The sequence below is a fragment of the Streptomyces sp. D2-8 genome (assembly GCF_023184515.1).
Classification (GTDB): Bacteria; Actinomycetota; Actinomycetes; order Streptomycetales; family Streptomycetaceae; genus Streptomyces.
The window spans coordinates 44,964-70,077 of record NZ_JAAHBP010000017.1 but is presented as its reverse complement, the minus strand read 5'-3'; the positions used below and the strand labels follow the sequence as shown (position 1 = coordinate 70,077).

Sequence of the window (25,114 nt, the reverse complement as noted above, 5' to 3'; positions counted from 1 at the left end):
TAGCAGTGACACTGCGGGCGGTCTCCGTCAGCGAGGGCTGCCGCGTTTGTGTCAGCCTGCCGTCCTACCGTGCTTCACCGTCTGGACGAAGGAGCGCCAAGCATCGCTTCCCACTGTGATCACATGCGACTTCGCGATCTTCGAGTCGCGGACGAGTGCGTCCTCGCCGGTGAGCGCGCACTCGACGCACTCGCCTCCGGCACCGTTGCTGTAGGACGATGTGAACCACACCAGACGGCTGCTGCCGCTGGAAGCTTCTATTGTCACGTTGCGTAATCCTTCAAGATCGACTCGATCAACAGGGTCGAGCGCTGAGGACTCAAGGCCGCGGCCCGGAGGCCGTCGAACGCCCTCGTGTACTCACGGACATGATGCTCGCCCTCCAAGTACATGGCATCGGTGATGCCGTCTCGATACACGATGTCCGGGTCTTCCGGGGCCGGAAAACCCAGCATGGTGAAGGAGCCGGTGGCCGGGTAAGTCCCCGAGTCGAACGGTAGGACCTGCAGGGTCACGGTCGGCAGGCCTGCGGTCTCCAGGACACATTCCATCTGCTCCCGCATCAGGGTGCGGTCCCCGATCACGTGTTGCAGGGCGCCCTCGTTCACGATGAACCAGGCGTCGGGAGCATCCGGTCGCCTCAGCATGGCTTGGCGTTCCATGCGCACCTGCACTGCCTTCGTGATGTCCTGCGGCGACATGTGCGCCCCGGCCTTGTGGAGCTCGGAAGCGTACTCCTCGGTCTGCATAAGACCGGGTACGAGCTCGCACTGGTACTGGCGGAAGGTGGAGGCGTCCTGCTCAAGGCCGATGTAGATGTTGAACCACTCGGGCACGCCCGCGCCGTGGACCTGCCACCAACCGCGCACCTTGGCCTGCCGGGCCAGTGACTTGAGGAACTCGCGCAGTTCGTCGCTCGTGTCGTAGAAGCGACACAGGGCTTCGATGTCCGACGGCTGGACGCGTCCGCTGCCCGTCTCCATCCGGTTGACCTTTGAGCCGCTCCAGTCCAGGGCCTCGCCGACCTGGGCGCAGGTGAGGGCACTCTTCTCGCGGAGCTTCTTCAGCTCGATCGAGAGGCGCCGACGGCGTGCCGTGGGTGATCCGGCCATCTCAACCCTCTTTCGAATAGCGAGCGTTCAGTCTCGCGCCAAGGGGGGTGCTTGCCAATCACTCAGAAGTGGGAATCCCTTCCTGCACATTGCAGAACGGGATGCGTTCCCCTCACTCTGGTCATCAGCGCAACTCACCGTGAGCATTCGTGACGTTGTGCTGCCAATGCGGTGTCAACTGCGACGAGAGGGGTCCACGTGAGTCAGGAAGCCTGCCTGCCGCGCAAACCATGGGACATCGCCTTCACGGCCGAGCCCGCGGAGGTGGCCGGCCTGCGCCGGATCATGCGGCTGCACCTGGGGGTCTGGGGATTGCATGAGCTCGTCGACGACGCCCAACTGTGTGTCAGCGAGCTGGTGTCCAACGTCATCACGCACGTCGGACCCGGCACCCCTGCGACGCTGGCCGTCCTCATGAAGGGCACACACCTGCGCATTGAGGTGCACGACCCCGACACGCGCGCCCTTCCCATCCTCCGAGATGCGGGCGCGGACTCCGAGGAAGGGAGGGGGATGGCGCTCGTGGAAGCCCTTGCCGATCGCTGGGGTGTGCTGCTGCACCCGGATCGCAAGGTCACGTGGTGCGAGCTCACCACAAAGCTCATCGCGCCTGACGGTCACGTGGAAGCCCCCGCTGTGATTCGGGCCGAGGCCCTTCTCCGTCACTACGCTGCTGCCGCACAACCCCGGCGTAGCGCCGGTGTCGGCAGGTTGACCTCGGCTGTGGCGGAGGAGACGGTGATCGCGGCGATCACCGACTTTCTCCACTGGTTTCGAGCTCATGGTCGCGACGCGGACGACATGCTTGACCGGGCGCAGATGCGGTTCGAGGTCGACTGCGCCGACCTACGTCCAGAGGGGTGAAGCTTCACCCGCCAGGTCAGTGGTGCAGTATGCCCGCGAAGAAGCCCAGTTCGGGATCCTCCGGGGTGCCGACCAGCAGCGCGCGGTCGAGCAGGATGTTGTTGTGCTCGCAGCTCGTCTCCGGGAGCATCACGCAGGCGTGGCAGGCCGCCATGTTCGTGCCGCCGGTACCGGATGCCTCGGACTCGATGCACAGGGGATCGGCGGAGCACCAGGAGGCCCGGCGGATCGCGGACCGGATCGTGCCCGCCAGCCGCTCGGGCTCGCCCTGGGCGACCAAGCCGCCGAGACTCCCTGCGCTGTCGCTCGTGGCGGTGTAGACGAGCAAGCCCGCCATTTCCTCGTCGGCGTAGAGGCGTTCGCGGAGGGCGGCGGCCGGGTAGCCGGCGTCCAAGCTCCACTCGTTGATCAGAACGTGGGCCAGGGTGTGCAGCAGCACCATGCGGGGGGTTGCGGGAGAGGGCTGGACCTGGGTGGGGTCGGAGGCCCTCTGCTCCATCATCCGTCGGTGTGCGGTGCTGATGCGCTCAGCGCGCGCGGCCACGGCGGGGGCCTTCTCCCACGCGGCGAGACGGTCCTCGGCCAGCCGGAGGAACACGCCTTCGCCCCGTACCTCCATGGCGGGCAGCCAGCTCAGGGGCGCTGCGGAGAGCTTGGCCTCATTGTCGTCGGAGAGCGAGTCGGGATCGGCAAGCCTGGTGAACGCCTTGAGCGCGCGGACCTCGCGGAGCTTCTTCACCAACATGGGGCCGGTGACGCCGATGCCGTCGAGTGCGGTCGGATCGCCGAGCGGGGTCTCGCAGATGAACTGTTCCTCGCGGGAACGCTCGCGCTCGTCGTTGCCGGCACGCAGATGCTCGTACTCCTTGTTGCGGAGAGCACGATAGTGGTGGTCGAAGGTGCGTTCCTCCTCCCCGGTGGTGTCCTCCTCCTGTTCGGCGGCGAGAAGTTCCATCACCTCGTCAAGAGGGACGGGGCACTTGTCCCCGAACAGGACCTTGAGGCACATCTCGACATCGGACCGGTCGTTCAGATCGCGCAGCCGGCCCCAGTACGGAGCGAGCGGGTCCGCGCGACCGTCGCTCCAGGGCGGGATGGACAGTGCTGACTTCAGTACGGGCTGCCAGACGGCGGAGGAACCACGCTGGAGGGTTCGTGGGGTGCGGACGCAGGGTTCGGCCGGTTCGGAAGTGCCGAGCCACGGGCGGGTGCCCCGACAGCGCAGACCCAGGTCCTTGAGCGCGTTCTTGCGGAATGAACCTTCCATAGACACCTCGGGCACCCCGCAAGTGCAGGACACGAGGATCGAACGCAGGGAGGAACTGCGGCCTGAGGTGCGCAGCCTGAGCGTGCCACCGCACTTACCAGCGGTCGTCGCGCCCCGCCCTGCGGCCCGGTGGACCCAGGACCAGTACGGGAACTCGTCGAGATGGCCGGCCTCGCAGGCGATAACGAAGCGGGAGGGGACCAGGTCCGCCTCACAGGTGCCGCAGACGCTCTTGCCGGACGGCGGGTTGAAGTCGCGATGGCGGCGCAACTCATCGCACTCGGGACAGAAATGCATGAGCGGGAAGCGGCGGACCCGGATGCCGTCCTTGCTGAACTCGTCGGATGCGGGCGGCAGCCGGAAGTGTTCGACCCCCAGGATGCGAGCGAGCCGACGCTCGTGAATGCGCGGAGCCTCGTCCGTGCTCCAGTGCTCGTCGGCCCCGTCCAGGCCGGAGACGACGAAGGACTCGTGGTTGACCGCGATCAGCGAACCGACGCCATACGTGGTGATCGCCTGGGCGCGACGGACCGCGCCGCGACGCGGGAGGTTGTGGGCGGTCGCCGAGCCTACCGCGCCGGAACGGCGACGGCGCGCGGGGGGCGGGGTCATCGGGTGGCCTCCATGAACAGGGCAGACTCGGCATCGACATCGCGCAGGCTCCACAGAGTGGGCCAGGCCTCGGCCTTCTCGGCCTCATCGTCGTATGGCTGCAGAAGCGAGGGTGTGCGCTTGCCCTTCTGGGGTTCGAAGAGCAGGCCGCTGTGGATGTCGGCCTCGTCGCACCACCAGTCGACGAATTCGTCGAAGGCGCGGGAGACGGCGTCGGCCTCCTCGGGTGTGACGGCGCGGACGCGGTCGAGAAGGACGGGCTTGATCTCGTCACGGATGCGCTGCTCGTACGACTCCACCAAGCCTGCCGCCTCGTTGGGACGTGCCTCCGGGAGCATGATCCGGGTCAGCGCGACGATCACCGCGTGCATTCCGCGCTCGCGGGCGCGGGCGGAGAAGGGGGTGACGGAAGTCGACTCGACCTCGCGGTACAGCGCGGAGTGGAAGTGCAGGAAATTCTCGTAGTGAGAACGGTCGCGTGAGCGGGTTGCGTTGAGCATCACGGCGACCAGACCGGGGTGGGAGCGGCCGACGCGACTGGTGGCCTGGATGTACTCGGCGGTGGTCTGCGGCTGGCCCATCACGGCCATCAAGCCGAGCCGGTCGACGTCCACGCCGACCGCGATCATGTTCGTCGCCAGAAGGACGTCTACGACATCCGCGTCGGGCAATCGGCGCTCGATGCCCTTGAGGCGGGCAGGAATCTCGCTCGCGTCGATGCGACTCGTCAGCTCCGAATAGTGGGTGATGGAACGCACGGTGGTCTCCTCGCGTGCGGCCAGCAGTTCCAGGTACGCCATCACGTCGTCGTGGACCTGGAGTTCGGCTGCGGAGAGCAGCCGGAGGCTGTTGAAGTAGCCGACCAGGCTCCAGTAGGCGTCCCGTACCTCGTCCGAGGTCTTCGCCTGCTGCGCTCGGTGCAGCAGGGTCGCGTACGTGCGGATGAGCAGCGTTGACTGGCTGGTGCCGGGGGCGAGGAGGCCCACGTAGCGGCGGCTCGCCTTGTCCGCGCGTGGGGTCTCCACGGCGAACCAGGAGTCCCGGGAATCCAAGCCCGCGGGCGGGAACTGGCGGACCTCGCGGTCGAAGAGCCTACGGCCCTGATCGGCGGCGCGTCGGATGGTCGCCGTCGAGGCGATCACCTTGGGGCGTCCGGCGAGCTCGTCGACGGCGGTTTCGTAAAGACCGGTCAACGTGCCCAACGGACCGGCGATGAGGTGGAGTTCGTCTTGGACGATCAGCTCGGGCGGCGGCGTGGGATCCTTCGGGTCGTCCCGGTTGAAAAGGGCGGCCGTGTCTGGACGCCACGGCATGGACGCGAACTTGTCGACGGTGGCGATGACCAGCGTCGGTCGGGCGTCGTACACCGCCTCGTCGATCAGGTGGACGGGCAGACCATCCGCGAAGTCGCAGCCTGCGCCAGGGCAGCGGACGTACATGCGCTTCGCGTCCTCGTCGACCTCGTACGCGCGGGCGTCCAAGCGGGTACCGCACCAGGGGCAGGCGTGCAGCTGGACAGGGTTCTTGGTCGCCAGGCGCTTGTCGAGATCCTTGCGGAGTTCCGCCAGTTGGGCGCTCGCGACCGTCAGCTTGTTGGGCGTGGCCGATTCACCGACCCACATGCCGAGCGAGAACGGCTCGGAGCCCAGCTCCGATCGGTTGGCGTCACGCAGCCGCTCCATGGCGCAGAGCAGGATCGTGGCGCGCTCGAACTGCTGCAGGGTCAACAGACGGAGGGTGTACCGCATCAGCACGGTGACGCCGCCGCCTTTCGCACCGAGCCTGATCCGGCGTAGGAAAGAGGTGAGCGCGATCAGGCCGAGGTACGCCTCCGTCTTGCCACCACCGGTGGGGAACCACAGGAGGTCGGAGACCTCGCGGTCGTGGTGCTCGGGGTCGTCGATACCGGCCAGGCAGAGCAGGACGAAGGCGATCTGGAACGGGCGCCAGCGGCCCATGGCAGGCTCGGGGGAGCCGCTGCGGCCCCGCTTCACCCAGGCGCTACGGGCCCGCTGGTCTGCCATGGCGCGGTTGGCGAGCCGGAAGGCCCGCATCAGGTCGGGCTTGGTGCGCAGAAGATCGATGCCCTCACGAATCCGGCCCAGCGCCTCGCGGCACGCTTCGACCTGGCCGCAGGCGGCTTTCTCGTACGAACTGCCGCGCAGGGCATCGGCCTCGACCTGCTTGCGGTCGATCCACCGTTCGTAGCCCGCGACGAGCGTCTCCAGCGCGGCGAGGACCTCCGTATCGGGCTGCTCCGCCAGACCCAGCATGGAGAGGGCGGAGCTGTCGATCTCCGGATTGGAGTCGGTGAGCAGCACCTCCACGGTCGGTACGAACTCGCTCCGCACCTCCGACACACCGGCCCGCACCGAGTCGCTCACACCGATCGGCGGCGGCGCCCAGTCCCATTCGGCGGCGCACCCGTGCCCGACGGCGAAGGTCGGGGCATGACGGTGCAGCAGGCGGCTGGTGGCGACCTCGGGATCGTGCGCGACATCGGGAGCGGGACGCTCGACGAAGGCGCTGGATCCGTTGGCCGCGCGAACGACGAGCCCGCATTGGAAGAGGGAGAACGCGTCCTGCAACTCCCGCTCGCCGACCTTGTGCGTGTTGACCAGGGTCACCGTGACGGTCACCGTGCCCACCGTCGCATCGGGGCACCGGACGTTGACGCGCAGCCCGACTCCGTCGGCCAACTCGAACCGCAGGTCGGGGGCAGGCGTGGTCACGTCCACCGTGGTGTCGGGCAACGTGAGTTCCTCACGCCGCCAGTGCTCCTGCTGGTCGGAGGTGGTGCGGGCCTCGGCGCGACGGGCGGGTACAGGGTTGCCGTCCGCGTCCGTGGGCCGGTAGGCGGCAGCCCGCGCGCAGACCAGGACGGAATCGCTTATGGCGGGGTCGATCGCGAAGGTGAGTCCCATGGAGGAGGGCCGGCGGGACCCGGCGGCGCCGACCTCCTGCGCTGTCCCGGACTCCTCCACGCTGTCGTGGGTAGGCAGGGGGGTTGTGTCCAGGCCATCATGCTCCGCCTGGTCCTCAAGCATCCGCTGCTCGGCCTCGGCGTCCGCCGACCTTGGGTAGAGGACACCAGCCAGATAGCGGTCGATCGGGGCGTCCTGCGCGAGGACTTCCTCTCGGTCTTCCGGAGCGGCGTCCGGTGCAGGGCCCAGAAGCTCGCGTCGGAGGCCCACCAGCAGTTCCTCGTCCCGGACCCGGTAGTGCTCGGCGTGCAGGTTCTCCGCGTCGCTCATGCGCGCTGCTCCTCGTCGTCGTCCGCCCGTCGGTACCTTCCGATACCGGTGATCCGCGGCGCGATCCACACACCCCGGTCACCGAGGCCGGCATTGGCGCTGGCGGCAGTGCTGCCCGCGACGGACTCCAAGGTGTCCACCCGCAGCCCGTGGATCTCGTCGGGCCACCAGGGATCCCACGTGCGGTTCACCTTCTGCACCTGGAACAGCTCCTGCCGGAACCGCTCCGAGGTTTCGCCGATCTCCCGCCCGTCGTGCATCAGGGCGTACGGCGGGCTCTGCCACTCGCCGAGCGGCATGTCGTGGCGCCTGCGCAGCACCACTTCATGGCCGGGGGCGACGCGTTCCAGAAGGTAGGCCTGGGTCGCCACGGCGTCGGCGTCGTGGCCAGGAGGATTGTCCGCGCACACGTCACCGGATTCGCCGACGATCCCGTACCGGTCGTACGACCTCCAACCGCCCAAAAATCTACGGCCGTTCCTCCTGCCACCGGCCCGTTTGAAGACCGGCAGCTCGGGCCGGTCCATGTGATATAGGTCCTGACGGGCACGGGTCATGGCCACGTACAGAGCACGGGCCTCGGAAGGGAGGTCCAGCTCTTCCTTGAACTGCTGCCGCAATTCCGCGACGGTCGGCGGGGCGAGGACGATCACCCGGTCGAACTCCAGCCCCTTGGCCCGATGCACTGTGGAGATCACGATCCGCGCCGTCTCAGGATCGGCCAGCTCGTCCGGGAAACGGCCGTCGGCAACCAAGCGGCGCATCCGCTTCAGGTCGAGGACGCCTCGCCCCGGGCCTCTTGCGGCCCGGCGCAGCACGGCCCACACGGCTTCCGGGTTCGGCTCGTACGGCAGGGGTATCTCCACGAACAGCGACCGGAACCGGTCCTCGGAGAGCGTTGCGGATTCGGTGCGGCGCAACAGCTCGGCCACCCAGTACGGGACCGGGCGGTCCTCCAGCGGGCGCCGCAGCCGATGCTCGACGCTGTGTTCGTGGAGCAGCTCCGAGACGACGAGGGCCTGCCGGTTGTCACGGGTGAGAATCGCGCAGGTGTCGGGGAAGTCGCGCAGTCCGTCCAGGTTGAACGGGTCGGCGAGGGCTCCCAGCCCGTTCGCCGGATCGAGGAGCAGCTCGCGCATCTCCCCGTAGTGGGCCGCGGCCTCGTCGGCATCCGTGAGGTTCTGGAGGCGTTGCCCGTGTGCCAGCGCGATCCGGGCCTCCGGGGTGGCCGCCCGGAAGTTCTTGGTGAGGCGCAGTTCGACGAGGTCGTCCGGGTACGAGGCGCGCAGCCAGTCGAAGAATCGGCCGGTCTCGGCGGCTCGTTCGGTGAGGTCCGGAATCTGGAAGCCGTAGACCGATTGCGCGGCGTCACCGACCATGGTGAAGCCGCAGCTCTCCTGAAAGCGATCGAGCAGCGTCTCCACGAGGTCCCGGCGGTCACCCAGGAGGTCCTGCACCTCGTCGATGACCACGTGTGCGGGGGGTACGGCGTCGCCTGCCTCCAGCGCCCCCTTCTCGACCGCACGGGCAGCGGCCTCGATCCGCTCCAGAAAGGAGACCCCGCTCCAGTCCGTGTCCGGATACGCCTGCCGCAGCAACCCGTACGCCCAGGCGTCGAAGGTCTGCGCCCGCACCCGGTGAGCGCGCTCCCCGTGACGGGCGATCCGCTCCCGCAGCTCTCGAGCTGCCGCTCGGGAGAAGGTGAGCACCAGAATCTCTGAGGCCTCCAAAGCCTCCTCGGGGTCCTCGTTCCCGCACAACGCGTCCAGGCGCCGCACCAGTGTGTGGGTCTTGCCGGTCCCCGCGCCGGCGGTCACCAGCACGCGGGCGCTCCATGGCCGCTCCACCACGGCCTGCTGTTCCTTGGTGAGCGAAGGACTGTCGAGGTAGGCGTCGGTCACGAACGGCTCCAAAGGTGCTCGAACTGGGTGAAGGCGAGCCGGGTGTCGAAGTTGGCGATGTTGTCGCTGACGTTGAGGATCAAGCAGGTGTCCTTGCCGCCGTTCTTGGGGCCACGCAGGCCACGGCCGATCATCTGCTGGTAGACGTTGGTGCTGTAGACCGGTCTGGCCACGACCACGGCACGGGTGGCCGGCGCGTCGAAACCCTGGGTCAATACACCGTAGTTGGTGAGCACACGAATGCGTCCGTTTCGGAAACTCTCGATACGACTGCGACGATCTTGGGCGCTGGTTGTCGAGTCGACGGCTGCGGATCGGATGCCGCGGTCGTTGAGCATGGCGGCCAGGTACTTGGCGTGGTCCACGGAGGTGGCGAAGAGCAGGGTGGGCCAGCCCTCCGGCAGAGCGGCCACCTCGTCGACGATGCGTCGGCTTCGGTCGTGGTCGTCGGCGAGCCGCTGCTCGGCGGAGCGAGACAGCATCGCCATGCGGTCGGCGTGGGTCTTCTCGTCGCGGGTCAGCTCGATCTTGCCGCCCTTCAGGGTGCGGTGTTCGACCTGGGCGAGCATGCCCCACTCCTGCAGGTCCCGATACGGGTCTCCGGACGGGAAGACGCCCTCGTCGAGACGGCGGTTGCCGAAGCGGTTGACCAGACGGCGGGTCTCCTCCTCGTTGGTGTTGCGGAACGGGGTCGCCGTCAGGCCGAGCAGATGGCGCTGGGTCTCGTACTGGGTGAGTCCCAACTGGCTCAGGATCTCGGTGTACCGCTTGGAGATGGCGGTGTGCGCCTCGTCCACGATCACCAGCGCGGCCTGTCGTAGCCAGGCGTACTGGTCGGTGCCCAGGCATCGATCCAGCTTGGCGTCGGTGGCCACCACCAGGTGGGGGTGGTCGACGACATTCCCGACCTCGTTGCTGCTCCACAGTCGGCTGATGGTGAGGGGTCGCTCCGCGCCGACCTTGTTCCAGACGAACTTCCAGCTCTGGACAGCCTGTTCGCACAGCTCCTCTGTCTGCGCGATCCACAGCAGTGGACCCTTGAGGTCGTGGACCCGCTTGACCCAGCGGATCACGGCCTCGGCGGTGACCCGGGTCTTGCCCGCTCCAGTGGGCAGGGACAGCATGCCGCGCTGAGGGGCCAGCCGGTCGAGCATGGTGGAGATGTTCCGGACCAGGTCCTCCTGGTAGCCGTGGAGACTTGGGAAGTCCCGAGGACCCTCGACCGTTTCGAACGGAGGCGGGGACGGAGTCCTCGAGCCGGCGAACGCGACAGGCAGCTTCAGCTCTGAGACGAAGGCGATGGCGGCCGACGAACCCGTGTAGCCAACCGGTGCGTTGGGGAAGCGCGCCTGGATGTCCCGAGCGTGCTGCTGGAGTACCCCGTCGCCGTGTGAGTTGAACGCCATCTGCGCGATACGGCGCCCGGACGGCTCCACGCCGTCGGCCGCCTGCAGCTCGGCTTCCATCAATCCTTCAGGGAGCCCGACACGCAGCGCCTCCGCTCCGATCAGCAGCTCGATCTTGGCGACCACGTCCTTGGCTTCGCGTACGGCCTTCCGCGCGGCCTGCATCGCGCTGTCCCGCGCCATGCGGTCCTGGTGTTGGAGGACGGCTCGGCACCCGGCCGCTCCGAGACCGAGCCCGAGTTCGTGGTCGATCAGGATCAGCATCGGCTCGGGGGCCAGCGGGACGCGGACCTTCACGATGCCGTTCTGACTTACTGCCTTGAGCGGGGTGGCGTGGGCGCCATTGGGCGTGCGAGTGATCTCTTCCAGCTCGGTGCAGCACTGCACCAGGCTGTTACGGTTCCCGCTGTTCAGACGCTGGCGCAGGGCCGGATAGAGCTCGACGAGCGGCACTGGTTCCCCCTCGGCCACCTCGCGCGTCTCCCGGCTGATCACGGCCGAGTAGCGGAGCATGCCCCACTTCTCGACCATCAGCTCGGCGTCCTCGGGGGTCGGCACGAGCAGCGCAGGCAGCTGCTCGGCACGGAGCGCCCGGTACTCGGCGGCATTGACAGCGAGGGTGATCTCGTCGTCGGGTCGGGTGTCCCAGGTGTCGCCGATCCGGCAACGGGTCAAAGAGTCCTCGGGAAAGTCCGCGCCGAAGCGAGTCAGCATCACGTAGGTGGCGCCGACGAAGGAGTCGTCCTCGCTACGGGACACCTCGTCAAGGAGCGCGTCCCAGCGGTCGGCGGGCACCTCGTCGACGGTGGTCGGGAGCCTTAGCTTGCGGGCCTTCTCGGGGGAGATATCAGCGACCGGCAGCACGTCACGGTAGGCGGCGAGCTGAGGGCCGACGGCGTCCTTCAGCGGTTTGATCCCCTGGGAGGTGGCGACCCTGCCGTACTTCCTCAGCATCCACCGGATCGGCGAGACCACCGCCTGTCGGGTGCTGGTCTGCGCGCCGATCTGACGCGTCCAGTTGTCCACCACGGCATCGTCCGGCAGCACCTTCAGGAAGGCGGCGCGTGACTCCTCGGAGAGGGCAGGGAGAAGGTGTAGCGTGCCACCGATCGCGGCGCCCTCGACCTTCATCCGGTTCAGCGAAGGGCGGGGGGCGCGGGTGTCCAGGCTGCGCAGGTAGGCGGCGTGAACGGCTTCGCGGTACTCCACGAACCATGCTTCGTCCGCCTTGGGTTGCGCTCCACCGGACGGTCGTTCCCGCAGGTCGATCTGGGAGAAGAAGGGCGTGTCGTCGGAGTGGAACGCTATGTCGACGGCGACGCTCGGGTCGCGTTTCGCATCCACCACCACACCCGGCAGCATGCAGTCCTCGACCGGTCGGAACCGTCCGTCGACAGTCCGCACGCGGAGCGTCGAGCGCGGCGTGGGCACCCGCTCCAGAAGTTTGTGGGCCACTCGACGGGTCCCGGCCTGGCGGAACAGCTCCCAGAATCGCTTCCAGTCTGATTCGTTGTAGTGGTCAAAGCCCTGGTCGAGAACGCTGAAGAACCGGCCCTCGACATCGGCCTCCCGAATGCCGAGGACGTTGAGCACGTGCGCGAGCGACGGGTCGTGGGCGACCTTGTCCACCACGTACACCAGGGACTCGCGCAGTCCACCCTGCTCAGCGCGACGGAACACCTTGCCCTGCACTGGGGCGACGAGACCGTGCTCCTCGGTGAGCACAATGCGGGCCTTGCGTGCCTCCTCGGCGTACGGGGAGGCCGCCTCGATCATGTCCGCGACGATGCGCATAGCCACGGCTGACGCCTCGACGGTGCCGCTGCCGACCAGGGCCTCCAGCCACGGGCGGACATCGGCCCGCCCATGACCGGCCGCGCCGATGATGTGCTCCACTTTTCCGGAGCGCAGGCCGTCCGCCTCAACGCTCGGGTGCAGCCAGTCCGAGGGGCGTCCGGGGCACTCGTGCCACATCCGCAGCCACTTGGAGAGCTTCTTCGGGTCCCTGTCGAGCCGCGGGTGGATGCGCAGTTCGGTCGGGACGCGCAGGACGCCGTCCTGGTCGGGCAGCGACGGACCGCGCGAGGCGCGGTCCCAGATCTCTCGGGTGAGGAACTCATCGGCCCAACTGATCGCCTCCTTGATGCGGCCGGGCAGCAGCGGGAGGTAGGCGGCAGGATCGTCGGCGGGGGCCAGGGCCGGGAGGGAGTCGACGACCAACTGCGCCGACTCCCTGATCATTTCCTGGTTGAACGGGGAGGAGTCGAGCAGATTCTGCCGATCCTCGTTTGTCTTCCAGGCGCCGTTGAGGATGCCGCTCAGCGACATCTCGTACTTGGTCGGGAAGAAGGACCAGAATTTTCCGCGGCCGCGCGACCGTGGGCTGACGTGCAGACCGGTCTCCGCATCCCGCTCCAGGGCGGGCACGGCCCAGGCGAGTTCGAGCGATAGCCGATCGTGCAGCTCTCCGGCATCCGCGCGAGCTTCCCGGCTGGGCTCGTGGTTGGTGGTGAACACGCGCCATCGCTCAGTGGCGAGGGCCTGCCCGGTCCGCTCCTCGACCACGGTGTGCAGGTTGCCGGCGTGCTGGGCGGTCAGTGTCCGACGGGCCATGGGGCGGGGCCGACGGTCCTCCAGTACGACCCTTGCGACGTGCGGCGAGAAGAGCTGGAAGCCGACCGGGAACTCCTCACGGGGTTCGCCGTGGTCCTTGGCCTGGCCGCCGTGCATGTCCCGGCCCAGCCGGTCGTCGGCCTTCGGGAGCAGGGGCAGGCGCACGACGGTGGTCGCCCAGGTCAGCAGCTCGTCCAGGACGGGGTCGGAAGCCCGCTCGGCCCGCATGTCGAGCGGGCGGGCCATCCGGAGGACCGGGGCGTCGAACTCGAGGCCGTAGCGCGTCGCTACACCAGGAACTGCCTTGATCTGCTCGAACGACCACACGCGGTCGAATCCGAAACTTCCGGTGGCACTGAAGAATTCCGGTGCGTTAGTGACCACGAGGACTGACTTAACGCCGACTCCGAATCGCCCGATCTGACCTCCGCGCTTCTTCGACATGCTCATTCGGAGAATAGTTTCCGCGCCTTCTGCGGTTACCGCATTCCCCTCGTTCGCGCAGTACAGATGGGTTTCTGTCAGGACAACATGGACTCGCCCGCCCGGTTCTGCGGCGATTTCGTCGGCCGCGTTCTGAACGAGTTCGAAAAGCTGGCGATCACCGTATCCGCCCTGAGTGATACGGCGCTCGCCGTTGGCGTGCTCGGCAACGAGGCCGGGGTCCACGGCGTAAGTCTGCAGGACACGGGAGGACTGCTCGAGAACGGTTTGGATCACCGTAGAGGACGAAGACGGCACTGCTCTGCGCTCCTGGGGTAGCGAGGTCCGGTGTAAGCATGAGTGACGGGCCGGCCCCTGGCTGCGCGTAGCCGGCCCGTGTTCATTGTGGCGTTGTGTGAAAGCGCGTGCGCTGGCAGGTTGCAGGCCAGCAGTCCGCTCAGTCAGGCCTAGTCCGGCAGCAGTTGTACCTTCTTGGCCAAATCGGGGAACCCACGAGTGAAATCCTCTTCGGGCAGGTTGTACCAGTTAAGGATCTCTGCCACTTCGGCCTTGCTGTGCGCTATCTGAATCCTCAACTCAAATGAGCTCAATTCCCGGAACGAGCTCAGGAAATCGCCGCAGTCCTGTTCACCCATGGAGTGCCCCCTGTCGCAGTGTGTCCTGCCGGTCGCGCAGGGGTGCATTCGGACACTTGTCCCCCTGAAACGGATGGTCTTCTTGGTGAGTTTCTTCCCCCGTGAATCACGCTAGCGGGTGAAGGTCTCGCGCCGCCACTAGAATCACGAAGTATCTCTTCGTCTGGATGTGGCCTCGCGCTCCGGTATCTCGATCTCCTCTCGCCAAGCGGGTTTTGGGCATACCGGTCCCCTTGCCGCCCGGTTTTCGATTTCCGGTTCACCCAGCGGGATGGATTTCCCATCGCTATCGACGGTATAGGCAGCCACTCGATCGTGCAACCCTGAACTTCCGTTCGTGCAGGCGGAGTTGGCTATTCCGCTCGGCCGGGAGGTTCGAATGAGCCCTTCTCGGTAGCGTCTCGTGAGGGTTGGTGATCTTCGGTCAGGTGGTACGGCCGTGCTCCAACTGGAGCAGGGCGAGGGCGGCTCGGGCGATCCGGATGATGCTGCCGGGGTCGAGGTCGACCCGGCGCAGGGCGTTGGCGCGCTCGGCGACACCACGGATCCGGCGCGTGGTCGGCGAGCGCGGTCAGCCATTCGTGCGGGTAGCGGTAGGAGTGGGATTGAGATGTTGTTGTCGCGGGCGAGTTGGGCCAGCCGGGCTCCGTCGACTGTGAATCAGCGCAGCACCAGCACGGCCTGCTAGGGCCTAGGGCGCGGGTGCTCTTGCGGGTGCCGAGCCGGTAATGAATGAAAGGTGGGGCGATTCGGGTTCAATTGGACATCAGTGCCAGCGAAGGTGACGCCTGGATCGCGTTAACTTTCAGTTGACGTTTGAGGGTGTGTCAAATTACTCTCCTCGCACGACTCCAAGGAAAGAGCAGGTGGACGTGGAGACAGGCGAGGACTTCGGGCCCTGGTTGGCCCGCCAGCTCAAGCTCGCGGGAAAGACGCAGGCCGACTTGGCCGTGGAGCTCAAGCTGACTCGGGCAGCCATCTCCGCGTGGATCACCGGAAGATCGACTCCACGGCCGACTGTCATGACGGAGATCGCCAAGGCGCTCGGCACGGACGTCGGCACCGTGCACACCCGCACCACGGACACCCAGGCCGGCCTGCCGATCACCTGGTATCACCGTCCCGGCTACCCCGATGGGGGCCGTGACCTGGGCAATGCCGCGGCCTTTGCCTTCGATGCCGATGTCCAGGTCCTCGCGCGCGAGACCTGTCAGAACAGCCTCGACGAGCGGGTGACCGAGAACGGCCGCCCGGTCCGTGTCCGTTACACCCTGCACGAACTGACCGGCGAGGCCCTGGACGCCTTCCGCGAGGCGATCCTCTGGAACGATCTCTTCCCGCACTACTCCGCCGTCTCGGAGATCGCGGGCAGCCAGAAAGTCGGTCGTGTCGTGGACGCCGGGGTGCGCGACATGTACGAGAAGGGCCGCCTGGTCCTGCTGCGGGTCGACGACTACAACGCTTCCGGGCTCATCGGTGACGACTACGCGGACGGCAAGTTCGCCGCAGTGGTGCGGCGCCAGCTTGAGAGTCTCAAGTCCGGTCATGGCGCGGGTGGTTCGTACGGCCTAGGCAAGGCCACGTTGTGGGCCACCAGTGCTCTCGGCCTTGTGCTCATCAATTCCACTCTGTCCGAGTCTCATGAGGGGCGTACCGAGCGACGGGTCATCGGCCGTCTTGAACTGCCCTGGCGCGAGGTCGACGGCAAGCCGTACGCCGGCCCCGCCTGGTTCGGCCGCCCCGATCCTGATTCGCCCGGCGCCATGGTTGCCCGTTCCTGGTGGGCGGACGAGGAGACCGTGGCTAGCCTGCACCTGACCCGGGAGAGCGACGAACCCGGTACCTCGTTCCTCGTCGTCGGCGCGCACGACGTGGCCAGCCTTGAGGGAAACTCGTCCGACGGCGACGAGGAGGCCAGGGACGAGGAGGACAGCGAGGACACGCGCGACATCCGCAAGATGCACCGCCGTCTGGTCAAAGCGCTGGGGCGTGACTTCTGGGCCGCGATGACCGGCGGGGGGAGCAGGCTTCCCCTCTTGGAGGTCTCTGTACGTGCCCTGCGCAACGGCGAAGTGGTCGTACCGGAGGAACAGGTGGACCCGTCTGCCGAGCAGCCCTCCCGGACTCGTGCCCTGCGGGCGCATTACGAGGGCACCACCGTTGATCGGCTCACCGAAGCCGGGCAGGTGGCGGCGCGGAGCGTTCCCCTGAAGCTGCCACAGTCCGGGGGCGCCCGAGGGACGCTCGGCACACACCAAGCGGTCCTCTTGGTCACCGAGGCTGCCAATGACGCGGACACTCCGAAGAACCAGGTGCACTCACTGCGCGGCAACCGCATGACCGTCAAGAGAGCCGGGGCTACCAACCTCCCACTGGGGACCAACCCGTTCCAGGCTGTTCTCCTGGTGGGTGAGGCAGCCGGGGAATCGGCCCCCTTCGCGAAGGAGGCAGAGGACTTCTTGCGTGCGGCGGAACCTCCCGAGCACGACCGCTGGGGGCAGACCGAGGAGTTGACCCTGCGATGGTCGCCTTCCGCGTACCGGCGGATCAACATGCTGACCGCCGAGGTCAACAACGCGGTCAGGGAACTCGTCGCACGACCCAAGCGCAGCAGCCGTGAAGGTGGTGCGGCCCTGCGCAAGGCGTTGACCGTGAAAACACGACCCAAGGCCAAGCTGCCCTCCGGGCCGGTGATTCCGGTACTGGACGGGCTCGACGCGACAATCGGTGATGACGGGGAGTGGCGGATCACCGCAGAAGTCAGCATCCCGCGTGGCGACGAGGTTGTCCCTATGGTGCCTGTCGCCCAACTGGACGTCCGCTCAGGAGGCCGCCCGAAGCTCGACTGGGCAGAACTAGTGGCCCTCGAGGGCTGCGAGGTGGAGGACGGGACTCTGCGCTTCGTGCCGGGCGCGCGTCGCGCGAAATTTCAAGGGTCCACCGATGCCTCCAGCCACCCGGTCAGGACGACGCTCACCCGCCTCGTGCTCGAACTCCGTGCTGGCAAGGGGGAGTGACGCGTGAAGATCTACCCGTACAAGCGGCTCAACCGGCCAGTCACGCTCCGAGTGACCTCGGTTTCCCTCAGGCTCTCCGACGGCACCCGCGACCAACTGGAGACCACCGCCTACTCGACCCAACAGCAGGCAGTGGCGCTCGGCATCGCGGGTCACACCGACTGGGTGAGCGCCACGATCGGCATTTCGGCGACGTTGCCACCCGGGGCGAACGCGCCGGACGCGGCTTGGTCCGATCTGCGTGTCCTCGCCGTGCTGACGGACGGCGAGACCAATGTCCGGACCTCCTCCGATCTCACACGTGACGCCGAGGACGGCCGTGACTGGTCGGGCACCCTGACGGTGCTCCGTGACGATCACCTGGGTCGGGCCTCCCTCGCCGTGCACGCCGTCGGAACGGTGGATGGAATACGCGGCAGGTCCATCGCCGAGACCGAGCGGAGCTGGATCGTCGACACAGTCTCCGACGAGCCGGTTCGTGGGCTGCAACTGGAGGTCCAGAAAGCCTCGTTCAAGAAGAGCTCCCGAGAATGGCTGCAAGCCTACGCAGACGCCCCGTGGATCGTGGAGACCTCGGCCAGGGTCCCCACCGTGTTCGTGAACACCGATGTCGAGGGCGTCCTCGGGCTGTTGGACAGCAGCGGTTCCGGTGTGGACAGCAAGGTGCGCGACCTCTTGGTCGCTCAGATGGCCACCGACGTTTGGACCGCGGTGTTCCACGGAGCCATCGGCGATCTGGAGGTGGAACCTGATGGCGGCCCCGTCTTCCCGACCGACTGGCAGGGCGAGGTCCTGCGGGAGATGCTCCCCGACGTGATTCCCGGCGTGCACGTTGAGGAGGCCCTGCGACAGGTCCATCGCCGGCGTACCCGGGACTCGGGTTGGGTGGAACTCCAGACCCGCATCCACTATGCAGCGGTCCGCCGTGCCGATGCCACCAAGGCGCTTGCCTATGCCATCCGCAGCCTGGAACAGATGAACCGAGAGAGTGAGACGTGATCACCCAACCGAACCATGTACCGGAGCGCCTCGCGCTGCTCGCTACCTCGGCTGGCGATCCGTTTCTCAACGAGGAACTGCTCAAGGGTGAACAGGTGCACGGCGGCATCGAACTCGCCAAGGTCGTCGAAGAACTCCCAGAGGACGACGCTAGGTGGTCGGTCGAGCCGATCCGAAGCCTAGTGGAAGACGCCATGTTCGAGTTCAAGGAGGACCGTACGCGAGCTGACGCGTGGCTTGCGCCAAGGCTTCATGCGACGATGCGCTTGACGCGGCGAGAGGCGGCGGACAAGCGTCTGTGGAACCACATCGCCTTGGCCGTGGCCCCGGACTATGTCGCCTGGCGCCACCTGTCGGAACCGACATCGAAGAAGCCGGAAAGGCGGATCGCCGAAGAGCGCTTCCGAGGCCCCGCAGACAGGCAGTGCTTCTCCCGTCTCTGGTGGGCGGCTGAACTCTTCCGGAACGGTCCGGACTATGAGCCGGTCGAGGTCGCCTGTGGAAATCAGGACCTCATCCATACCGTTCTGCGCGGGGGATTGATCGACCACCGTCCCACCGCCCAGGCCCTGGTTCGCCTCCTGCGGAAGGAAAAGGTGACCACTGGGCGAGAGATCAACGGCCTGAGCGTCGCGATCAAGGCGGCCGGAGCAACTCTGGTCTACGACGTTCTCGCATCCGACGAGCCCAGGGACCCCACCCGCCTGCGAGATTGGATCGCGGAGGCGTCATCGGCACCACCGGTCGAGCGGCACGAACTCCCGAAGGGACCCGACGAGGATCCTGTTCCGGAGGAGTCTGTGGCCGCGCTCACGGACTACTTCACGGAGCTGTTCGAGACTGCGCCGGTCCGGGGCAGGAAGAGCGCGGACTGACTCGAAGTGGCAGTGACACGCTGCCGTAAGCGCGAACTACTTCGCCGACGCCTTCTCGCGAGGGCGCGCGGAGGAGCGGGCCGGTGCCTGATCCTCGGGACGCGGGCACTTCGCGGTGCAGGTGCCCGCGTCCCCGCAGCCGTGGCTGCGCAGCTTGGCCCGCTGTTCCTCCGTGGCCGGCTGCCACGGCTTCCTCAGTACATCCGGGTCCGGCGTGGGAAGACCGAGCGCGGCGCTCAGCAGGTGAGCACCGAACACGGGGGGCACGGCGTTGCCCACTTGCTGGGCCTGTGCCGTACCGGACCAGGGGTAGTCCGGCGGGAAACTCTGCAGCATCCCCGCCTCGTTCATGGTGAAGCGCGCGCCCTCGCGCACGACCCTCGCGTTGAGGTGCTCGAAGACCACGAAGCGGGAGATGCGGCCGGTGACGGTGGCGGCGGGCTGCCGGTCGGTGCGCACCCCACGTCGTCCTGGAATTCCGGAGCTGCCGTAGTTCGAGCGGACCAGGAACGGGGTGCGGCGCCCTGGATGCGTGCCCACCGGGTCGGCGAGAACCTCACCCATCGACTTCCAAGGCTCCAGGTCCCTGTCGCCCGTTTCCCGGCGTTCCTCGGTCGCTCGCGCGGTGTCCTCGTCGTCGAGGGTCGGCTGATGAACCTGGCTAGGGGCCTGGTCGGCCTTGCGATTCCATTCCTTTGCTTCGTACGCACGGTGGGTCGGCGCGGGCAGCGACGGCTCCCCGAGCCCTTCACGCCGAGCGATCAGTACCGCGCGGGATCGCGTCTGAGGTACCCCGTAGGTCTCGGTGTCGAGGACGTCGACGACGACCTTGTACTTGGTGCCGTCGGGGAGGCCCATCTCCTTCAGCACCTTGGCGTAGTGGTCCCAGAGGGCCTCGACCGCGGGGACCTGTTCCAGGACGATGACGTCGTACGGGCGCCTATCCCGGTTCGGGCTCCTGGTTGCCTGAATGGCGTACCGGAGGGGCTCGAGGACCATCGCCGTGCGCGGATCGCTGAGGGATTTCAGGTCCTTGTCGATCGCCTCGTCGGAGTCGCCCGCCATCAGCCGTTCGATGTACTTCTTCACCTCGTCCAAGGCCTTGCGGCCCGCGCCCTTCCCGGCCACCGAGTACGTCTGGCAGGGGGGCCCTCCGGCGAGCACGTTGATCTCCGGCGGCAGCGACTCGAAGGCATCCCTGCGTACCGCGCTCACATCGGCGTGGAGGGTGTCCAGCCCGGCCGCGTATCGCGTCAGACACGCGCTCCTGTCCCATTCGATGCCAAGACTCGGAATGTCGAGCGCGTGCCCGGCGACGTCCAGCCCTCCGGGACCTGCGAAGAGGTCCAGGACAAAGGGCTTGTCGAGGATGGACTGGTGTGGCGCCGCGCTGGTCATGTGGCGGAAGTCTAGCCGGCCGCGGAGGCTGCCGGCTCGCCGTCCAACGCTTCGGCGAAGGCCCGCCCCAGTGCCTCTCCGACAGGCGGCGGGGTCGCATGGCCGATCTGGCGGTAGCGGGCGGTCTTGAGTCCGGCGATCTCCCACGTGTCGGGAAACGCCTGCAGCAGCGCCGCCTGTTCAACCGTGATTTTCACCATGTTGTCCCTGCCGAGTTCGGGATCCCATACGAACTCTGGGCCCGGAACCGTGTCGGCCAGCGAATGTGCGTTGACGCCCAGGGTCTCCCACTTGCGCTTGGCTCCGGTCGGGCCCAGGTCGGCGCCGCCCCGGTTCTTCGACCCTCCGACCAGTGTCGGAGCCGGTTGATCGGCTTGGGCGGCCCAGCGGACTGCGCCCTGCCAACCGCGCGCGGCCATGGACGGGCCGAGGGCGGCGCCGACCGTCGTCGGCTCCTGCACGGTCGGCACCGGTGGTCGAAACGCCTGGGCTCGATTCCGTTCGACGGCTACCAGGACGCCCTGCTTGCGGCTCTGCGGTACGCCGAAATCGACGGCGTTCATGACGAACCAGCTGAATTCGTATCCTAAGTGGGCCAGTTCGGCTCGGGCGAAGTCACGGAACTGCTGATACTCGTCCGCGTGGGCGAGGCCGGGGACGTTCTCGATCAGCACCGCCCGAGGCCTGATCGCATGGACGAGGTAGACAGCGGCCTCCAACAGCCGCTCCTCCATACCCGAATTTGTCCGTCCGACGGTCGCACTCGACTTCACCCGTGGCAGGCCCGCCGCGAGGAGATCCACGTCATAGCTCACCGGGTGCTCGGCCGGGTCGAATTCCAGCAGGTCGGTGTGCAGCACGTTCCACTGCGGCCGATTGGTGCGCAGAGTCGTGATGGCAGGATTGTCGTCGTCCAGCAGCAGGCGCGGCTCGAACCCCGCCCGCTCCAGACCGAGAGCAAGCCCACCCGCCCCGGAGCACACATCCACGAAGGTGAGTCCGCTCACTGTTCCATCCCCCTGGTTCGTTCCGAGCGGCGCCGCTGTACGGCTGCCGCCACCCGTACCGCTACTTCTTCCGGAGCTTCGTGTTCCCAGAACCGCAGCACCGTCCACCCCGCCGCGACCAGATGCTCCGTCGTCTCCCGGTCGCGGGCCATGTTCCGGTCCAGCTTGGTGCGCCACCAGTCCGCGTTGGCCTTCGGGTGAGTGGCGTGTTGGGGGCAGCCGTGCCAGAAGCAGCCGTCGACGAGGACCGCGACCTTGGCCCTTGGGAACGCCACGTCGATACGACGTCGGGGCAGGCCCGGCACGGGGTACTCCACGCGGTAACGCAGCCCGGCCGCGTGCAGCAGACGCCGTACGGCCAGCTCGACGGCCGTGTCCTTGCTCGCCTGCCTGCTCATGCGGGCCGAGACGCCGGGAGACGAAGGCGTCATGCTGTTCACTGTCGAGCCTCACGCATGCATGTCGTCACGGTCGATGATCGCTGCTTCCGGGCTTGAGCTGATCCGCACCCGATCACTCATAGCGATGTGGTCAGTTCTAGCAGTAGCTACCGACATGCGAAGGGCCTTTGTCGCAAGCTGATCGTTTTCGGGCTGTCAGGGCGCCCGCTTCCATGCCAGTCTCGCGCTTCCGCGGCCCGCATCAAGAGCGCTCCCACTCCGCTCCGCTGCGTTCCGCGTCGGCTGGCGCCGATGGCCCTTCGGGCCACCCTTGACCCGGGCCGCTCCAGCACGGGAGAGAAGCGAGCGGGCGGCCCGGGGGAGCGGGGGTCAGAGGTTCGTAGCGCTGCGGTGAGCTGGTGCACGTGCTCGGGGGTGACGGGCGCGTCAGCGATTCCGCGCACGCCGGGTTGGCTGCGACGGCCTGCCGGTGGTCGTGGTGCCCCTCACCGGCCGGATCTCAGGCAGTGGTGCCGTGGCACTGGCCGTAGGGCTGGCCCGAGCCACACCAACAAGCCGCCCCCCGCTGCGGAGGCCAAGCCACCGCCCGCCCCCGTGCCGCCAGTGTCGTCGCGTACTGGGGAAGGAGCGTCGCGTCGCCCGGGGACGAGCCCTCCGAGGCTGCGAAGGCCTCGTACGACGGGACCGTGCCGGTGACGATGCCCAGGTTCGGGGTGCCGGAGGCAGCGAGTTCGCGCAGGGACTGCTCTATCGAGGCCAGGTGCTCGGCGTGGGACGGGTACTCCGTCGACAGTGACGGGTACGCCTCCAGGAGTTCCGTGAGCTCGCCCGCCGGCCAGTGCAGGATCGCCACCGGGAACGGGCGGGACAGGGCCTCCCGGTACGCGCCCAGTTCCGCGCGGAGGCGGAGGATCTCCGCCTCCAGTTCCGCGGGGTTCTCCGAGCCCAGGGACCACACGCGCTTGGGGTCGTGGAGTTCGTCCAGGGTGATCGGGAGGGAGTGGACCGTGTCCGCCAGGGCGTCCCACTCGTCGTGGGACTTGCCCAGCATGCGCCGTACGCGGTGGCGGCCGAAGAGGAGGGGGTGGGTGGCGTAGGGGGGCTCCGCGACGTCCGTCAGGAGGCGGTGCACGGCCTCCGTGAACGTCTCGTGGGCCGCTTCCAGTTCGTCGTGGGATTCCAGGGACTCCGCGACGATCACCCAGGGGGCCGGGTCCTTGGGGGACGCCACCCGGACGCCCTCGATGATCGCGCGGGCCTCGGCCTCGTGGCCGTACTCCCAGAGGTTCGAGGCCTTGAGCGCCCGTACCAGGTGGGGGTTGTCGAGGCCTTCGGAGGAGGAGAGGAGGCGGTCGTAGAGCGTCGTCGCGGTGGGGCGGTCGCCGGAGAGCTCCAGGTGGGCCGCTGCCCGCAGCAGCAGGGCCTCGGCGTCCTCGGGATACAGGCCGGCGGTCCGCTCCAGGCGTGCCGCCTCGGCGGTGTGGTCGACGTTTTCGGCAGGCGTGTCGGGGCGCATGGGGGACACCGTACTGCCGGGAGGTGACGAGCGTGAGAGATGCGCAGGCCAGACCACCCGGCCTCCCTACTTCCCATGCTCGCCACCCAGCTTTCACGGTTCGCCCCGAACCGCCGCCGCCGGCCTACAGCGTCACGTTGTCCACGTGCAGGGTTTGGACCGACTTTGCCGCGAATGGGACGCTTACTGATTTGCCTGACAGGCGGGTGTCCGAGCGTGCCGTGTAGAGGTCGCTGCCGCCCGTCGTGACCGTGTTCCAGCGGGGGACCAGGCCCCCGGAGCCGCCCGTCACCGTCGAGAAACGGGAGAGGTCGAAGGTGAGGGTCTGGGCGGATGTGGAGGTGTTCACCGCGACGATCACCAGGCGGCGGGCCGTCGCGTCGTACGCCGCCACCGCGTAGCTCACGCCCGTGTCCAGGATCGTCATGCCGGGGCGGATGTGGCGGCTGAACTGGGCCAGCACGTAGTGCTTGGTCTGGACGGTCGTCGGCTGGAGGGTGTTCGCGTCGTAGGCGATCAGCGCCCAGCCCGTCGTCGGGTCCATGACCTGCCAGTAGCACCAGGCCGTGGGGTGCAGCCAGCGGAAGTCGTAGCAGAGGTTCGAGGCCATGGTCAGACCCGTGCCGTCGCTGTCGCCCGTCTCGGAGTTCCACAGCTTCTTGCGGGACGTCGTCACCACGTCGGTGTAGAGGAGGTCGCGGCGGCCGCCCGAGCCCTGGTAGCCGTGCACGTTGACCTGGGAGACCAGGGCCTTGGTGGAGGAGTTGAAGGACGCCCACGTCGAGCGGGCCGTGTCGTAGTTCGTCTCGTCCGAGGCGGCGATGCGGAGGCCCGTGAGGCCGCGTTTGTCCAACTCGCTGCGCATGTAGGGGAGTACGGCCGCCTGGACCGCCGGGTCCATGTGGCAGCCCTCCTGGGTGCCGGTCGCGGTCCACCAGGTGGAGGCCGGCTCGTTGAAGGGGTCGACCGTCGCGAAGTTCACGCCCCAGTTGTTCTTGGCGTACAGGGCTGTCGCCGCCAAGTGGCTCGCGTGCTGGCGGTAGTTCCAGGTCTGGAGGTTGTTGCCGCCGCCCGACGCGCCCGAGGGGTTGTGGTTGCCGCACATCCACCACATCGGGGAGTTGGCGAACAGCTCGGTGATCGCGCCCCGCTGCGTCGCCTTCACCAGCATCGCGCGCTGGTTGGCGTCCGCCGTCCACTTCCACGCCGAGGAGGTGGGGTCCTCGTTGTTCCAGTCCTGCCAGAAGCCCTCGATCTGCTTGAAGCCGGGGATGTTGGGCGACTTCACCATCGTCTCGCCGCCGACGCTGTTCCAGCTGCACGCGCCCAGGTTGTAGCGGGCGATGTTCATGCCCAGGCCGGGGAGGGAACGGCCGTTGTAGGTCACGGACTTGGTGGTGAAGAACAGGTCGGCGAAGTCGTCCCGGGCGCCGAAGACGTTGGCCCACCAGGCGAGGGAGGTGCCCCAGCCCTCCCAGGTGCCGTACGTCGTCGACGGGTTGACGGCGATCGTGGCGTCCGCGTGCGCGGTGCCCGTCGCCAGGGCGCTGCCGAGGAACGTACCGCCTGCTGCGGACAGCAGGGTTCTGCGTCGTATCACGGCTCCTCCGTAAGGGAGATGAGGGCAGACGCCGGTCCCCGGCCCGGCGTCGCAGGGGTGTCCCGTGGTCGGGTGACGAGAAGCATCGGGGGTGGCGGGTGGGTTGTCGAGAGTTCTGACGAACCTTCCTCAAACCCGTGTACGAAGTCGCGGGCCCGCTCGCGGAGGTGATCCTGTATAACGAACAACAGGG

At 67.6% G+C, this 25,114-nt stretch carries 16 protein-coding genes; 4 read left to right on the top strand and 12 right to left on the bottom strand.

Annotation, left to right across the window (positions count from 1 at the left end; translation table 11 throughout):
• Positions 1-51: 51 nt before the first annotated feature.
• Positions 52-267: a DUF397 domain-containing protein gene (locus G3I77_RS26575; RefSeq protein WP_248507794.1), complete on the bottom strand. Its 216-nt coding sequence runs from the start codon at positions 265-267 to the stop codon at positions 52-54.
• Complete coding sequence (locus tag G3I77_RS26570; protein ID WP_248507793.1) at positions 264-1,112, bottom strand: helix-turn-helix transcriptional regulator; 849 nt, start codon at positions 1,110-1,112, stop codon at positions 264-266. Before G3I77_RS26570 ends, G3I77_RS26575 begins: the two co-directional genes overlap by 4 nt.
• Positions 1,113-1,310: 198 nt before the next feature.
• Here G3I77_RS26570 and G3I77_RS26565 point away from each other — a divergent pair, with 198 nt between their 5' ends.
• Positions 1,311-1,976, top strand: a complete 666-nt coding sequence (locus G3I77_RS26565) for an ATP-binding protein (RefSeq protein WP_248507791.1) — start codon at positions 1,311-1,313, stop codon at positions 1,974-1,976.
• A 16-nt stretch (positions 1,977-1,992) separates the two neighbouring features.
• Here the strand turns inward: G3I77_RS26565 and drmB are convergent, their stop codons facing one another.
• The 5 genes from drmB to G3I77_RS26540 all read right to left on the bottom strand — a co-directional run bounded on the left by drmB (position 1,993) and on the right by G3I77_RS26540 (position 14,108).
• Positions 1,993-3,855 carry a DUF1998 domain-containing protein gene (gene drmB / locus G3I77_RS26560; RefSeq protein ID WP_248507789.1) on the bottom strand — a complete coding sequence of 621 codons (1,863 nt, stop codon included), beginning with the start codon at positions 3,853-3,855 and terminating at the stop codon, positions 1,993-1,995.
• Positions 3,852-7,109 (bottom strand): helicase-related protein, encoded by a 3,258-nt coding sequence (locus G3I77_RS26555; protein WP_248507787.1) that lies wholly within the window; start codon positions 7,107-7,109, stop codon positions 3,852-3,854. The genes drmB and G3I77_RS26555 overlap by 4 nt, the downstream gene beginning before the upstream one ends.
• Positions 7,106-9,010, bottom strand: a complete 1,905-nt coding sequence (locus tag G3I77_RS26550) for a UvrD-helicase domain-containing protein (protein ID WP_248507785.1) — start codon at positions 9,008-9,010, stop codon at positions 7,106-7,108. Before G3I77_RS26550 ends, G3I77_RS26555 begins: the two co-directional genes overlap by 4 nt.
• On the bottom strand, positions 9,007-13,770 hold the full coding sequence (locus G3I77_RS26545; protein WP_374386809.1) for a DEAD/DEAH box helicase: 4,764 nt from the start codon (positions 13,768-13,770) through the stop codon (positions 9,007-9,009). Before G3I77_RS26545 ends, G3I77_RS26550 begins: the two co-directional genes overlap by 4 nt.
• Before the next feature lie 149 nt (positions 13,771-13,919).
• Entirely contained in the window at positions 13,920-14,108 is a 189-nt protein-coding gene (locus G3I77_RS26540; protein ID WP_248507783.1) for a hypothetical protein, read from the bottom strand.
• 872 nt (positions 14,109-14,980) lie between these two features.
• Between G3I77_RS26540 and G3I77_RS26530 the strand changes: the two genes are divergently transcribed.
• The 3 genes from G3I77_RS26530 to G3I77_RS26520 are packed head-to-tail and all read left to right on the top strand — an operon-like array spanning position 14,981 to position 18,999.
• Positions 14,981-17,125 (top strand): helix-turn-helix transcriptional regulator, encoded by a 2,145-nt coding sequence (locus G3I77_RS26530; RefSeq protein WP_248507951.1) that lies wholly within the window; start codon positions 14,981-14,983, stop codon positions 17,123-17,125.
• Positions 17,126-17,128: 3 nt separating this feature from the next.
• Complete coding sequence (locus G3I77_RS26525) at positions 17,129-18,124, top strand: hypothetical protein (protein WP_248507782.1); 996 nt, start codon at positions 17,129-17,131, stop codon at positions 18,122-18,124.
• The gene (locus G3I77_RS26520; protein WP_248507781.1) at positions 18,121-18,999 is read left to right on the top strand and encodes a DUF6339 family protein; all 879 of its coding nucleotides are present in this window, start codon (positions 18,121-18,123) and stop codon (positions 18,997-18,999) included. The genes G3I77_RS26525 and G3I77_RS26520 overlap by 4 nt, the downstream gene beginning before the upstream one ends.
• Before the next feature lie 36 nt (positions 19,000-19,035).
• Here the strand turns inward: G3I77_RS26520 and G3I77_RS26515 are convergent, their stop codons facing one another.
• From G3I77_RS26515 to G3I77_RS26495, 5 genes are all read right to left on the bottom strand, one after another.
• A complete protein-coding gene (locus G3I77_RS26515) occupies positions 19,036-20,397 on the bottom strand; it encodes a DNA cytosine methyltransferase (RefSeq protein ID WP_248507780.1) in 1,362 nt (453 codons plus the stop codon).
• Between the two features lie 11 nt (positions 20,398-20,408).
• Entirely contained in the window at positions 20,409-21,404 is a 996-nt protein-coding gene (locus G3I77_RS26510) for a DNA cytosine methyltransferase (RefSeq protein ID WP_248507779.1), read from the bottom strand.
• Positions 21,401-21,802 (bottom strand): very short patch repair endonuclease, encoded by a 402-nt coding sequence (locus G3I77_RS26505; protein ID WP_248507950.1) that lies wholly within the window; start codon positions 21,800-21,802, stop codon positions 21,401-21,403. Before G3I77_RS26505 ends, G3I77_RS26510 begins: the two co-directional genes overlap by 4 nt.
• Positions 21,803-22,304: 502 nt before the next feature.
• The gene (locus G3I77_RS26500) at positions 22,305-23,321 is read right to left on the bottom strand and encodes an SEC-C domain-containing protein (RefSeq protein WP_248507778.1); all 1,017 of its coding nucleotides are present in this window, start codon (positions 23,319-23,321) and stop codon (positions 22,305-22,307) included.
• Positions 23,322-23,445: 124 nt separating this feature from the next.
• Positions 23,446-24,921 carry a beta-1,6-galactanase gene (locus tag G3I77_RS26495; protein ID WP_248507777.1) on the bottom strand — a complete coding sequence of 492 codons (1,476 nt, stop codon included), beginning with the start codon at positions 24,919-24,921 and terminating at the stop codon, positions 23,446-23,448.
• Between the last annotated feature and the right edge of the window lie 193 nt (positions 24,922-25,114).

What these genes read in the sequence shown, in the direction of transcription:
- G3I77_RS26570 (WP_248507793.1), bottom strand. Translation starts at nt 1,112, where the DNA reads ATGGCCGGATCACCCACGGCACGCCGTCGGCGCCTCTCGATCGAGCTG.
- drmB (WP_248507789.1), bottom strand. Translation starts at nt 3,855, where the DNA reads ATGACCCCGCCCCCCGCGCGCCGTCGCCGTTCCGGCGCGGTAGGCTCG.
- G3I77_RS26555 (WP_248507787.1), bottom strand. Translation starts at nt 7,109, where the DNA reads ATGAGCGACGCGGAGAACCTGCACGCCGAGCACTACCGGGTCCGGGAC.
- G3I77_RS26540 (WP_248507783.1), bottom strand. Translation starts at nt 14,108, where the DNA reads ATGGGTGAACAGGACTGCGGCGATTTCCTGAGCTCGTTCCGGGAATTG.
- G3I77_RS26515 (WP_248507780.1), bottom strand. Translation starts at nt 20,397, where the DNA reads ATGACCAGCGCGGCGCCACACCAGTCCATCCTCGACAAGCCCTTTGTC.
- G3I77_RS26505 (WP_248507950.1), bottom strand. Translation starts at nt 21,802, where the DNA reads ATGAGCAGGCAGGCGAGCAAGGACACGGCCGTCGAGCTGGCCGTACGG.
- G3I77_RS26500 (WP_248507778.1), bottom strand. Translation starts at nt 23,321, where the DNA reads ATGCGCCCCGACACGCCTGCCGAAAACGTCGACCACACCGCCGAGGCG.